Source organism: Streptomyces sp. NPDC046985, assembly GCF_040644415.1.
Lineage (GTDB): Bacteria > Actinomycetota > Actinomycetes > Streptomycetales > Streptomycetaceae > Streptomyces.
On the sequence record NZ_JBEYWK010000001.1, the window covers coordinates 471,839 to 484,572 of the forward strand.

At 73.9% G+C, this 12,734-nt stretch carries 11 protein-coding genes; 9 read left to right on the forward strand and 2 right to left on the reverse strand.

The window, feature by feature from the left end; genetic code table 11:
* Positions 1-14: 14 nt before the first annotated feature.
* From ABZ861_RS02025 to ABZ861_RS02055, 7 genes are all read left to right on the forward strand, one after another.
* Entirely contained in the window at positions 15-1,118 is a 1,104-nt protein-coding gene (locus ABZ861_RS02025; protein ID WP_361622056.1) for a UbiA prenyltransferase family protein, read from the forward strand.
* Between the two features lie 126 nt (positions 1,119-1,244).
* Entirely contained in the window at positions 1,245-2,366 is a 1,122-nt protein-coding gene (locus ABZ861_RS02030) for a glycosyltransferase family 2 protein (protein WP_361622059.1), read from the forward strand.
* Entirely contained in the window at positions 2,363-3,568 is a 1,206-nt protein-coding gene (locus tag ABZ861_RS02035) for an endonuclease/exonuclease/phosphatase family protein (protein ID WP_361622062.1), read from the forward strand. Before ABZ861_RS02030 ends, ABZ861_RS02035 begins: the two co-directional genes overlap by 4 nt.
* Before the next feature lie 59 nt (positions 3,569-3,627).
* On the forward strand, positions 3,628-4,647 hold the full coding sequence (locus tag ABZ861_RS02040; protein WP_361622065.1) for a glycosyltransferase: 1,020 nt from the start codon (positions 3,628-3,630) through the stop codon (positions 4,645-4,647).
* Positions 4,644-5,753, forward strand: coding sequence for a lysylphosphatidylglycerol synthase domain-containing protein (locus ABZ861_RS02045; RefSeq protein WP_361622068.1), 1,110 nt, complete (start codon positions 4,644-4,646; stop codon positions 5,751-5,753). Before ABZ861_RS02040 ends, ABZ861_RS02045 begins: the two co-directional genes overlap by 4 nt.
* Positions 5,754-5,917: 164 nt before the next feature.
* A complete protein-coding gene (locus ABZ861_RS02050; protein ID WP_361622071.1) occupies positions 5,918-6,841 on the forward strand; it encodes a UTP--glucose-1-phosphate uridylyltransferase in 924 nt (307 codons plus the stop codon).
* Between the two features lie 298 nt (positions 6,842-7,139).
* On the forward strand, positions 7,140-8,117 hold the full coding sequence (locus ABZ861_RS02055; RefSeq protein ID WP_361622074.1) for an aldo/keto reductase: 978 nt from the start codon (positions 7,140-7,142) through the stop codon (positions 8,115-8,117).
* Positions 8,118-8,317: 200 nt separating this feature from the next.
* Here ABZ861_RS02055 and ABZ861_RS02060 read toward each other — a convergent pair whose 3' ends face one another.
* A complete protein-coding gene (locus ABZ861_RS02060; protein WP_361622077.1) occupies positions 8,318-8,977 on the reverse strand; it encodes a fasciclin domain-containing protein in 660 nt (219 codons plus the stop codon).
* Between the two features lie 489 nt (positions 8,978-9,466).
* Positions 9,467-10,081 carry a very short patch repair endonuclease gene (locus ABZ861_RS02065; RefSeq protein ID WP_361622080.1) on the reverse strand — a complete coding sequence of 205 codons (615 nt, stop codon included), beginning with the start codon at positions 10,079-10,081 and terminating at the stop codon, positions 9,467-9,469.
* Between the two features lie 293 nt (positions 10,082-10,374).
* Here ABZ861_RS02065 and dcm point away from each other — a divergent pair, with 293 nt between their 5' ends.
* Both dcm and ABZ861_RS02075 read left to right on the forward strand, forming a co-directional pair.
* Positions 10,375-11,595: a DNA (cytosine-5-)-methyltransferase gene (dcm, locus tag ABZ861_RS02070; protein WP_361622083.1), complete on the forward strand. Its 1,221-nt coding sequence runs from the start codon at positions 10,375-10,377 to the stop codon at positions 11,593-11,595.
* A gap of 122 nt (positions 11,596-11,717) precedes the next feature.
* Positions 11,718-12,725 (forward strand): DUF4928 family protein, encoded by a 1,008-nt coding sequence (locus tag ABZ861_RS02075; RefSeq protein WP_361622086.1) that lies wholly within the window; start codon positions 11,718-11,720, stop codon positions 12,723-12,725.
* Positions 12,726-12,734: the final 9 nt, after the last annotated feature.

Consider the following 12,734-nt stretch of genomic DNA (forward strand, 5'->3'; position numbering starts at 1 on the left):
CGCCTAGGAGAGCCATGTCCGCCGCGGATCCCGCCTCCCGCCTCTCCCCCGCCGTGAGCGACACCGGCTCACAGCTCACCGCCGAACCGCCGTCCGGCGCCGTGGCCGCACCGCCCGCGCCGACGCCCTCTGCACCGCCCGCGCCGACCATGACGGCGGCCTCCGCACTGCCCGCGCCGACCATGACAGCGGCCTCCGCGCCGACCACGACGGCGCCGCACCCCCTGCCTCCCGATCCGCTGACGCCCCGGCGAGGGCCGGTGCACGCCCTGGTCGCGCTCGCCCGGCCCAAGCACTGGGTGAAGAACGTCTTCGTCGTCGCGCTGCCGTCCCTGCTCATCGGGCCGGTGACCCCCGCGGCCGTGCGCGCGGTGGCCGCGGCGACCGGCCTGTTCATCGCCGCCTCCGTCTTCGTGTACGTCCTCAACGACCTGGTGGACCGCGAACGCGACCGGCTGCACCCGGTCAAGCGCCGCCGCCCGATCGCGGCGGGCGAGGTGAGCGTGCGGACCGCGTGCGCGGCCCTCGCCGTGCTGGCGGTGCTCCAGGGCGCGGGCATCCTGCTGGGCGGCGTGGACCGGTACTGGCCCGTGGCGGCCTACCTCGCCCTGAACGTCGCCTACAGCTTCCGCCTCAAGCACCTGCCCATCGTCGACGTCTTCGCCGTCGCCGGCGGGTTCGTGCTGCGCGCCCTGGAAGGCTGCCTGGCGCCCGGTCAGACGCCGTCCCCCTGGCTGCTGATGTGCGTCTTCACGCTGTGCCTGGTGCTCGCCCTCGGCAAGCGCCGACGCGAGCTGAGCGAGGCCGGAGGCGCCCACCGCCCCGCCCTGGCCGGGTACACGACCCAGTTGCTCGACTACATGGTGGTGGTCAGCGCCAGCCTGTCGGTGATGATCTACGTCGTCCACCTGTTCGCGCCGCCGTCCCACGCGGCCGCCGTCGCGCTGACCCTGGTGACCGTGCCGTGCGCGATCTTCGCGCTGTTCCGGTACCTCCAGGTCGTCCTCGTCCACGGCGGCGGCGGCGATCCGGTCCGGCTGCTGCTCGGCGACCGGGTGCTCATCGCCGTAGGACTGCTGTGGGCCGTTCTGATCGTGCTGCTGCCCTCCCCGGCGTGACCCGGCCCGGACCCCGCCGACCGCCGTCGCCGCGCGGCCGGACGGCGCCGGCCCACCGCGCGTCCCGGCCGCCCGCGGACCGCCCGCACCGCACCGACGCCCGCCCGCTCTGAGAAAGGCACCGCCATGACCGGCGCACCTCTGGTGTCCGTGATCATCCCGAACTACAACTACTCGCGCACCCTGGGCCTGTCCATCCGGTCCGCGCTCGCACAGGACTACCCGCACAAGGAGATCATCGTCGTCGACGACTGCAGCACCGACGACTCGCTGGCGACGGCGCGCGCCGTCCCCGGCGTCACCGTGCTGAGCACGCCCGCCAACGGCGGCTCCGCGGTCGCCCGCAACCTCGGCGTCGCCCACGCCTCCGGCGAGATCCTGATGTTCCTCGACTCCGACGTCGCCCTCGCCCAGGGCGCGATCACCGAGGCGGTGGACCAGCTCCTCGCCGAGCCCTCGCTGGGCGCGGTCTGCGGCATGTACGAGCCCGAACCCCTCATCCGGGACAGCCTGGTGGAGGAGGCCCGCTGCCTCCAGGCGTACTACTGGCGCTACGACTCCGCGGGCTCGGTCAGCTTCCTCATCTCCGCCATCTGCGCGATGCGCACCGCGGTGTTCCACGAGATCGGCGGCTTCAACCCGAGGCTGCGGCAGACCGAGGAGGTCGACTTCGGCGAGCGGCTCTCCCAGAAGTACGAGATCCGGCTCACCGACCGCATGCGCGGCGCCCACGACGACGACCACGAACTGCTCGCCCTGGTCCGCAAGATGTTCGTGCGCGGGCGGCTGCGCGTCCCCCTCTACGCGCAGCGGCGGCGGCACGCCGAGGGCTTCGAGACGATGGCGCGCTCCTGGGCCGCGCTGCTCGGCCTGCTCGCCGTGCTGCTGCTGTTCGCCCCGCTCGCGCTGGGCCCGCTCGGCTGGCTGCTGCCGGCCGCCGCGTTCTCCGCGGTCGTCGTCTGCGACCTGGGCATGTACGCCTTCGTCGCGCGGCGCAAGGGCCTGCTCTTCCTGCCCGCCTTCTTCGGGGTGCTGCTGGTCTTCAACGTCACCGTGGCCGCCGCCGTCCTCTTCGGCGCGGTGCACTGGCTGCTCTCGCCGCGCTTCCGCCGCCTGTACGACCGCGAGCAGCCCGCGGCCGACCGGACGGGCGGCACGGCGCAGGGCGCGACGGCGGGGACGGGGCCGGGCGCGACGGCGGTCCGCAGCGAGTCGAGGGAGGAGACCGGCGAGGTGGTCGTGCCGTGACCGAGCACGCGACCGAGAACGCCGCCGCCGGACCGGCCGAGGGCGCCGCCGCGCCCGAGGCGCCCCCGCCCGGCGCCCCGGGTCCGCCGGACGCCGGCGCCGGACGCCCCGGACGGGTCCGGCGCACGGCCCGGCGGCTGCGCCGCGTGCGGTGGACCCGGGCGGCCGCCGTGCTCTGGCTGGCCTTCGTCCTGGTCCATCTGGCGCTGTCCGGCCGCTGGTGGCCGATGCTCGTGCCGGACCTGGCCCCGCCGATCGCCTATCTGGCCGTGCCGCTGCTGCTGGCTGTCCTCGCCGTGGCCGGGCGGCTGCGGCGGTCGGCGCCCGCGCGCCGGGTCACCTTCACGGCCGTCGCCGCCGCCGCGCTCTCCCTCGCCCTGGCGTGGAACTCCACCGGCCTCCAGTGGGGCGTGCTCTTCCACGACTCCCCCGCCGGCGCCCCCGATCTCCGCGTCGTCTCCTGGAACACCCGGTACTGGGGGGCAGGCGCCGACCGGACGCGGTTCTTCCGCACGATCCGGGCCCAGCACGCCGACGTGTACCTGCTCCAGGAGTACATCACCACGTACGACGACGGGGCGACCGCCCAGCCCGTCGACGAACTCGCCGCGCTGCACCGCTCCTTCCCCGGATACCGCGTCTTCGTCCGGGGCGAGCTGGTCACCCTGTCCCGGCTCCCGGTCGTGGCCGCGCACAGCGTCGGGCCCGGCGCGGCCGTGGAGAACGCGCACACGCCCTGGCAGACCGCGTTCGACGAGGAGAAGGTGCTGCGCACCGACGTCCGGGTGCACGGCCGGACCGTGTCCCTGTACAACGTGCACGTCCCGGTCCAGATCAACGTCGGCCTCAATCCCCTGGGCAGCAGGCTGTACCGGATGATGCGCGCCAACGACCGCGCCCGGCAGAGCCAGTTCGCGGGCCTCGCGGACGAACTGCGGGACAACGGCCTGCCCACCGTGGTGGCCGGCGACTTCAACACCAGCCCCGTCATGGGCGATCTCCGGACCCTGCGCGGCATGGGCCGGGACGCCGCCGACGCCGGGGACAGCCTCTACCCGGGCACCTGGAGCCTGCTCGGCGCCCCGCTGTGGCGGCTCGACTGGGCCTTCACCCGCGGCGGCATCACCGCCGACCACTACCGCATCGACCCGATGGGCGACATCTCCGACCATCGCGCGCAGGTCATGTCGTTCACCGTCTGACGACCCGTCCGTCCGTCGTACCGCGACCCGCGGACCGCTGAACCGAAAGGCCCGGCTTCGTGCAACCCACCGTCTCGGTCGTCATCCCCAACTACAACTACGCCAAGACCCTGCGGCTGTGCCTCCAGTCCGTCTTCGACCAGGACTACCCTCTGCACGAGGTGATCGTGGCCGACGACGACAGCACGGACGCGTCCCGCGAGATCGCCGCCGAGTTCCCCTGCACCGTGCTGCACCTCACCCCCAACGGCGGTGTCTCCGCCGCCCGCAACGCCGCCGTGGCGGCCAGCAGCGGCGACGTCCTCTTCTTCCTCGACTCCGACGAGACGATCGCCCCGGACGCCGTGCGGCAGGCGGTCCGCCTGCTGACCGAGGACCCCGGACTCGGCTGCGTGCACGGCGTGTTCGCCCCGCAGCCGCTCGTCGACGACGGTCCCGTCGAGTGGTACCGCACCCTGCACGCGCACCACTGGAGGACGAAGGCGCTGGGCGAGACCTCCACCGTCATCTTCGTCGCCACCGCGATGCCGCGCCGGGTCTTCGTCGAGGTGGGCGGCTTCGACACCACGCTCCGCGACGCCGAGGACGTGGAGTACAGCGACCGGCTCTCCGCCCGCTACCGCATCCTGCTGACCGACCGGATCGTCGCCTGGCACGACGAGGAGCACCGGATGGGCCGCATGCTGCGCGAGTCCTTCCGCCGGTCGCAGTTCCTGGTGCCGTTCGGCGCCGCCCACCGCCGCAAGGAGGGGGCGCTGCGCGTCAACACCACGGGCGGGGTCGCCTCGGCGATGCTCGCGCTCCTCACGCTGCCGCTGGCCGCCACGGGCTCCTGGTGGGCGCTGGTCCCGCTCGCCGCGCTGGCCGGCTTCGCCGTCTCCGACCCGGGCCTGATCGGCGTGGTCCGCCGCCATCGCGGCCTGCGGTTCCTGCCGTTCTTCCTGCTGTGCCACCTGCTGGTCAACATGAGCATCGGTCTGGGCGCCCTGTGGGGCGTCGTCCGGATGGTCTTCACCGACTTCGGCACGCCGACGGCCCGCCGCCGTCCGGACCCGGCGCTGAGCGGTGAGACCGGATGACCCCCCGCCCCCGCCGCAGGGTCCTGCGCGCGGCGCTGATCACGGCGTTCGTCGCGGCCGCCTGCTACGGCATGTACCGGGCGCTGGGCGACTCCGCGGGCGGCGTCACGGCGTTCCTCTCCCGCGGCGACGCGCCCGCCGTGCTCGCCGGCGCCGCCGCGCTCGACCTGGTCGGCCTGACCCTCGGCATGGCGGCCTGGCGCAGCCTGCTCAGCGGCCTCGGCCATCCCCTGGGCCCCGGCCCGACGATGCGCGTCTACGGCGCCGCGATGCTCGGCAAGTACCTCCCCGGACCGTTCTGGAGCGGCCTCGCGAGCGTCCACACCGGGCGCGCGAGCGGTGTGCCCGCGGCCCGCATGCTCGCCGCGTACGCGCTGAACTCGGCGCTGGTGCTGCTCACCGCGGGGGTGGTGGGACTCGCCGCGGCCCCGGCCGTGACGGACCACTCCGCCGTGGTGCTCGCCCTCGGCCTGGTCGTGCTCGGCGTGCTGCTGCACCGGCCCCGGCTGGTGCTGCGGCTGGCCGAGACGATCGCCCGGGTGCTGCGCCGGCCGCCGCCGCGCACGCCCCTGACCGAGTCGCTGCTGCGTCGCTCGATCGTCGTCCAGATCGTGTCCTGGGCGGTCGGCGGCCTCCACCTGGTGCTCATCGTGGCCGCCGTCGACGGCCCGCCCGACGTCCACACTGCGCTGCTGTGCGTCGGCGGCTTCTCCCTCGCCTCCGCGGCCGGGATGCTCGTGCTGGTCGTCCCGGACGGCGCCGGGGTGCGCGAGGTGGTGCTGACCCTGGCGCTCGCCCCGGTGCTGACCACCGAGCAGACCGTCACGGTAGTCGTCGTCAGCCGGATGGCCTGCACGCTCGCCGAGGTGTCCGGCTCGCTGGCCGGACTCGGCACGGCGGCGCTGCTCGCCCGCGCCCGGCCCCGCCCGGCGCGGGAGGGCGCCGACCGCCCGGCGCCGGAGAGTCCCGACCGCCCGGTGCCAGAGAGTCCTGATTGCCCGCCGCCGGAGAGTCCCGACCGCCCGTGGCCGGAGAGTACTGATTGCCCGGCGCCGGAGAGTTCCGACCGCCCGGCGGCCCGGCCCTCGGCCCCGTCCGAGGTCTGAACCGGCGCGGCGCCGACCCGCCCCCGTCCGCTCTGTCCCCTGCCCCCTACGCCTCCGTCCGCTCCGTCGCACGCCACCCCACCCCGTCCCTGTCCTCCCGCCCGCCGTCTGCTCCCCGGCGCCTCGCCCGCCGCCCCTCGCGCCTCGCCCTGAGAGAGGTACGCATGTCGCGCATGGCCCCCCGTCCCGTCGTCACCAAGGCCGTCGTCCCCGCCGCCGGACTCGGCACCCGGTTCCTGCCGATGACCAAGTCCACGCCGAAGGAGATGCTGCCGGTCGTCGACAAGCCGGCCATCCAGTACGTCGTCGAGGAGGCCGCCGCCGCGGGCCTGACCGACGTGCTGATGATCGCCGGACGCAACAAGCACTCCTTGGAGGACCACTTCGACCACAACGTCGAGTTGGAGTCCGTCCTCGCCCAGCGCGGCGACCGCTCCAGACTCGCCAAGGTCCGCGCCAGCAGCGAACTCGGCACGCTCCACTACGTCCGGCAGAAGGAGCCCCGCGGCCTCGGCCACGCGGTGCTGTGCGCCCGTTCCCACATCGGGGACGAGCCGTTCGCAGTGCTCCTCGGCGACGATCTCATCGACCCCCGCGACTCCCTGCTGCACCGCATGCTCGCCGTGCAACAGGCCGTCGGCGGCAGCGTGATCGCCCTGATGGAGGTCGACCCGTCCCAGACGCACCTGTACGGCTGCGCCAGGATCACCGCCGCCGACGGCGGCGACGTCGTGCGCGTCACCGGACTGGTGGAGAAGCCGCCGCCCGGCGCCCAGCCCAGCGACTTCGCGGTGATCGGCCGTTACGTGCTCCAGCCCGAGGTGTTCGGCGTCCTGGAGGGGCTCGGTCCCGGCCACGGCGGCGAGATCCAGTTGACCGACGCCCTGCAAGTCCTGGCCGCCGAGGGCTCGGTGCACGGCGTGGTCTTCACCGGACGCCGCTACGACACCGGCGACCGCCACGACTATCTGCGCTCGGTGGTGCAACTCGCGTGCGAGCACCCGGAGCTGGGTCCCGCCTTCAGCGAGTGGCTGACCGGATTCGTGGCCTCCCGCGGCCTCGCGCCGAGCCTGGCGGGCGCGAGGTGACCGGCGACGCGCAGGTGCGGGCGGCGCGCCGAGGGGGTGATCGCCGGGCCCGGCGGCCTCTCGGCGGTGGCCGATAGCAGCCCCCGTCCGGCACACGCCTCCATGCCGTGTTGCGGGCACGGCGCCGACCGTGCTTCGCTGCCCACCAGCCCGCCACACTCATCCGACAGCCCGTCATGCCCTGTCCCGTGCCGATCGCAGCCGGCGCCGGGCGGCCACTCTCACCCTGCGCCCAGCGGCGGACCGTTGGGCCGCGCCGACGGCCCCCGCAGGTCGTCCCACGTTGTTTGGAGCCAAGATGACGCAAGCGCACCGCATGATCGGCGACACCGGCATCCCGCCCCTGGGCATGGGGTGCTGGGCGATCGGCGGCCCGTTCTGGGCCGGAGACACCCCGGTCGGCTGGGGCGAGGTCGACGACGCCGAGTCCACCCGGGCCGTACGGCGCGCCCTCGACCTCGGCGTCCGCTTCTTCGACACCTCCGACGTCTACGGCGCCGGGCACAGCGAGCGCGTCCTGGGCGCGGCCCTCGCAGGACGGCGCGACGAGGCGTTCCTCGCCACCAAGTGGGGCAACGTCTTCGACGAGGACACCCGGCAGATCACCGGCGAGGACCCGTCGCCCGCCCAGGTGCGGAGCGCCGTCGAGGCGTCGCTGACCCGGCTCGGCACCGACCGCGTCGACCTCTACCAGTGGCACCTGGGCGGCGCCTCGCCCGAGCAGGCGGAACAGGCCCAGGCCGCGCTGGAGGACCTGGTCGCGGCGGGCAAGATCCGCTTCTACGGGTGGAGCACCGACGACCCGGCCCTTCCCCCGGCCCTGGCCGGACCGCATTTCGCGGCCGTGCAGCATGAGTTGAACGTGCTGAACGACGCGCCGGCGATGCTGGACCTGGTGGCCGAGCGGAACTGGGCGAGCGTGAACCGCAGCCCGCTCGCCATGGGCCTGCTCAGCGACAAGTACACCGGCGGCACCCGCATCGGCCAGGACGACGTGCGGGGCGACGAAGCGCCGCCGTGGATGCGGTACTTCGCCGACGGCGCTCCCGCCGAGGAGTGGCTCAAGCGCCGCGAGGCGGTCCGCGAGATCCTGACCTCGGGCGGCCGCTCCCTGGTCCAGGGCGCCCTGGCGTGGATCTGGGCCCGCAGCCCCCATACCGTCCCCATCCCCGGCTTCCGCACCGTCGCGCAGGTCGAGGAGAACGCCGCGGCGCTCGGCAAGGCGCCGCTCAGCGCCGGGGACCTGCGCGAGATCGACACCCTGCTCGACCGCTGAGCCCCGGCGCCGGACCGCACCCTCACCGCGGTCCGGCGCCGGGGCCGTCCCGGATCGCCCTGGCCGACGACGGCAGGGCGGGCGCCGCGCGCCGCATCCGCCGCTTCTGGAGCGGCAGACGCGGCGCGCACGCCGACAGGCCGCGTCCGGTCGCTCCCCCTCCGGGCGACCGGGCGCGGCTGTCGTCCGCCCGTACCGGGTCAGCCCTTGGGCATCAGCACCGAGTCGATGATGTAGACGTTGGCGTTGGCGGTCTTGACGTTGCCGCAGACCACCTTGGCGTTGCCGTTGACGGTGTAGGACTCGCCCGAGCCCGACGTCATGACCTTCGACTTCTCCAGCGTGTCGAAAGAGCCGTTCTGGAGGTCCATCGGCGTCAGCTTCTTGCCCACCACGTGGTAGGTGAGGATCTTGGTGAGCATGGCCTTGTCGTTGAGGACCTTGTCCAGGGTCGCCTTCGGGATCTTGGCGAAGGCGTCGTTGGTCGGCGCGAACACCGTGATGTTCTGGGCGTTGTTGAGCGTGTCGACCAGGCCGGCCTTCTTCACGGCCGTCACCAGCGTGGACAGCGCCGGGTTGTGGGAGGCGGCGGTGGCCACCGGGTCCTTGGACATGCCGTCGAAGGAGCCGGAGCCGCTCGTGGGCACGGCCGAACAGGCCGGGCCGAACGGCTGGTCCATGCTGCTGCTCGCGCTGCTGCTGGCGCCGCCCATGTCGTCGCTGCTCGCCGTGGCGGAGGCCGACGGCTTGCCCGAGGAGTCCGACTTGCCGGAGTCGCTGCTGGAGCAGGCGCTCAGCGCCAGGGGCAGCACAGCGGCGACGGTGAAGACACCGGCAGTACGACGCAGACGAGTGTTCATGGAATTCTCCTGTTCAACCATGCAGTTGTCTTCGGAGAGGCACAGCGATCCGCCGACGGACACCGCGTCGGCCCGGCGGCCACCGCGGCGCACCCGGCGCGGGTGCGGCGGGAGCGACCGGGCTCGCGGGTTCCCCTCTGCTGTCCTCACGCGGGGAATCCGTAGCCCACGCGGGTGCGGATGGGTCACATCACCCGATCGAGTGGAGAGACAACTCACAGCAATCCGCCGTCTCTTCCGCGACGAATTACCTTTCCTGCCCTGAGCGGGCGGGAGTTCCGGCGCCGCCGGTCATCGCCCGCGGTGCGACGGGCTCGGGGCTCTCGGCGAGGGCGGTGGGGAAGGCGCCCGGCGCCAGCGGTTCGAGCAGCGGGGCGCACGGCGCCGCTCGCCGCCGAAGTCGCCGAACAGGGCCGCCGAGCGGGGCGGGGACGGGGGTGAGGGTGGGGCGGGGCGGGGCGCTCGCGTCGCCCCGGCCGGAACCGTCGGTCAGTCGCTCTCGGCGTCGGGCGGCCGTTGCGCGGCGCGACGGGCCTCGGCCACCGCCCGCTCCACTCGGCTCGCCGCTTCGAGCGGGTCCTCGTGCTCCCAGATCCGGACCACCGTCCAGCCGGCCTCGGTCAGCCTGCGGTCCGTGTCGGCGTCCCGCGTCCGGTTGCGCTCCACCTTCGAGGCCCAGTACGCCCCGTTGCGCACCGCGACGGTGTGGTGCTCGGGGCAGCCGTGCCAGAAGCAGCCGTCCAGGAAGACCGCGACCCTGACCTTCGTGAACACCAGATCCGCGGTGCGCCGCAGCTCCCTGAGCGGACGGGCGGCCACCCGGTAGCGAAGGCCGCGCGCGTGCACCGCGCGGCGCAGCGCCAGTTCCGGCCCGGTGTCCCGGCTCTTGTTCGCCCGCATGCTCGCGCGCACGGCGTCGGACGAGGCCCATGACTGCCCCGGCTGTGCCGCCGCGGTCTCCGCGGTCGCCGCGGCTCTCACCGTCTCTGCGGCCCTCGCGGTCTTCCCGGTCTCCGCGGTCGCAGCGGCCCTCACCGTCGCCGCGGCCCTCGCCGTCTTCCCGGTCTCCGTGCTCGTCGCGTCCCGGTCGGGCTCCGTCGGCACCTCCGCGTCCCCTTCCCTGCGTCTGCTCGCCGCTCTCGTTCCCCGCGTCCGCTCGCCGCTCTCGCGGGTCTCGCCGCTTTCGGCACTCCAGGCGTATCGGGCGGCTGGTGCGGCCCGTGCGGCCGTGCGTGCGTCGGGCGCTCGGCGTTCCCATCTGCGGTCGCGCTCGCCCACGTGAGCCCCGTCACCTGCGGGACGCCCGTCCCGCCTCTCCCGCATCGTAGGCGCGGGCCGCCGTCCGCGTCTCTCCGCTCTCGGGAGGGCTGTCGGCGCCCTCCCGTACCATCTACCGCGTGACTGTAGCCCTCGCCTCCGCCCCTGACGCCGCCGGTCCGGTTGCCGGCCAGGCCGAATTCACGGTCGCCGAGTTCTTCGCCGGGATCGGCCTCGCCCGGCTGGGACTGGAGAGCGGCGGGACCGGCTTCAAGGTCACCTGGGCCAACGATCTGGACGACCAGAAGCACGACATGTACAAGAGGCATTTCGCCGACGCCGAGGACCACTACGTCCTGCGCGACATCCGCGAGATCGCCGACGACATCCGCTCCCCCCTCGCCCCGCACGGGGTCTCCCTGGCCTGGGCCTCCTTCCCGTGCACCGACCTCTCCCTGGCGGGCGGCCGCTCGGGCCTGGCCGGAGTGCACTCCAGCACGTTCTGGAACTTCACCGACGTGGTGGCCGCCATGGGCGAGCGCGACGGCGAGACGCCCGCCGTGATCGCCCTGGAGAACGTCAACGGCTTCGCCACCAGTCACCGCGGCGCCGACATGAAGGCCGCCATCGCACGGCTGAACACGCTGGGCTACTGGGCCGACGTGGTCACCCTGGACGCCCGGCGCTTCCTGCCGCAGTCCCGTCCGCGCCTGTTCGTCGTCGCCAGCCGCCTGCCCAAGCCGCACGCCGACGAGCGGCGCGGCACCGCGCTGCGCCCCTCCTGGCTGGACCTCGCGCTCGACGACGAGAGCGTCGACACCCACCGCACCCTGCTCCCCGAGCCCCCCGCCCTGCGCGGCGCCGGCTGGACGGACCTGGTCGACGACGACGGCGATCCGTACGTCGAGTGGTGGGACGCGCAGCGCGTCGCCGCCTTCGAGGGCCAGTTGTCGGGCCTCAACAGAGCGCGCGTCGAACAGCTCGGCCGTGAGCCCGAGCCGTCCTACCGCACCGCCTACCGCCGCACCCGGGGCGGCGTGCCCGCCTGGGAGATCCGCGCCGACGACGTCGCCGGCTGCCTGCGCACCGCCCGCGGCGGCTCCTCCAAGCAGGCCGTCGTGCGCATGCAGAAGGGCGAGCCGCTGCGCGTGCGCTGGATGACGGCCCGCGAGTACGCCAAGCTGATGGGCGCCCCTGGATACGTCCTGCCGCCGAAGCGCAACCAGGCGATCATGGGCTTCGGGGACGCGGTCTGCGTGGACGCCGTGGCCTGGCTCGCCCGCCACTACCTCCAGCCGCTGCTGAGCGGCGCGCTCCACCGCGGCCCGATCCCGTTCCAGCAGGCCGCCGCCTCCTCCTGACGGTCCGGCCGCTCTCGCCGGACCGCCCCCGTCGGACCAGCCGCCCCGTCGGCCAGCCGCCCCGACGAACCGGCCGCCTCGGCAGATCGGCCCCGCCCTTCCCCCCGCCGTGAGGAGAATCGATGGTCACCTTCGAAGCGGACATAGCCGGAGCACCGGCGGAGGCGGCGACGGCGCTCTGCGCGGCCCTCGGCGCCTGGTACGAGGAGCTGCGGGACGCCAAGGGCACCGTGAACTCCAACGTCATGTGCGCCGGCCTGTACATGACGGAGTTCCTCGCCGCGCACTACCCCCTCGAACAGCACCACTACTGCACCCGCTCCCAGGTGAAGACCGCCAGCGGGAGCCGGGCGCAGCGGCTGCTCGCGCAGCACGGCGAGGAGCGCAAGTTCACCAGCGAGGGCGGACGCACCTCTCGGGCCACCCTCGACCACGCCCACGCGCTGGCCGACCTCTTCAACTCCGCGGGCGAGGAAGCCGGGTTGAGCGACCTCACCGGCCTCCAGCGCACCGCACTCGCCGCGCTCCTCCAGGCGTGGTTCGTGCGCCGGATCCAGGAGGACTACTTCGGGCGCAAGCGCATCGAGGCCGACATCGACCCCGACCACCCCGTGCGCACCGCCGTGGCCGCGCTGATCGCGGCCGGGCGGCAGCGCGGCGGCAACACCGCGGGCGCCCTCGCCCAGCACCTCGTCGGCGCGGCCCTCACGCTCCGTTTCCCGGACCAGGACGTCAACGTCGAGAGCTACACCACCGCCGACGTGCAGACCGGGCGCGCGGGCGACTACCAGATCGCCGACACCGCCATCCACGTCACGGTGTCCCCCGGCGAGAAGGTCTTCGCCGAACGCTGCGCCGACAACCTCCGCCAGGGCTACCGCCCCCGCGTGCTGGTCCCCGAGGACCGGGTGGCCGCCGCCGTCCAGCTCGCCGCCAACGCCGACCTGGGCGAGCGGGTGGCGATCCAGTCCGTCGAGGACTTCGTCGGGACCGGCGTCGAGGAGGCCGGCGGCTTCTCCAAGAGCGGCGTGCGCGACCGTCTGCGCGAACTCCTCACCGCGTACAACTCCCGTATCGACCGCGCCGAGGCCGACAAGTCGCTGAAGATCCAGATCCCCGAGAACCTCTGATCCGCCCCG

Coding starts and splice junctions, on each gene's coding strand:
- ABZ861_RS02045 (WP_361622068.1), top strand. CDS start 4,644: ATGACCCCCCGCCCCCGCCGCAGGGTCCTGCGCGCGGCGCTGATCACG.
- ABZ861_RS02060 (WP_361622077.1), bottom strand. CDS start 8,977: ATGAACACTCGTCTGCGTCGTACTGCCGGTGTCTTCACCGTCGCCGCT.
- ABZ861_RS02030 (WP_361622059.1), top strand. CDS start 1,245: ATGACCGGCGCACCTCTGGTGTCCGTGATCATCCCGAACTACAACTAC.
- ABZ861_RS02075 (WP_361622086.1), top strand. CDS start 11,718: ATGGTCACCTTCGAAGCGGACATAGCCGGAGCACCGGCGGAGGCGGCG.
- ABZ861_RS02050 (WP_361622071.1), top strand. CDS start 5,918: ATGTCGCGCATGGCCCCCCGTCCCGTCGTCACCAAGGCCGTCGTCCCC.
- ABZ861_RS02025 (WP_361622056.1), top strand. CDS start 15: ATGTCCGCCGCGGATCCCGCCTCCCGCCTCTCCCCCGCCGTGAGCGAC.
- ABZ861_RS02055 (WP_361622074.1), top strand. CDS start 7,140: ATGACGCAAGCGCACCGCATGATCGGCGACACCGGCATCCCGCCCCTG.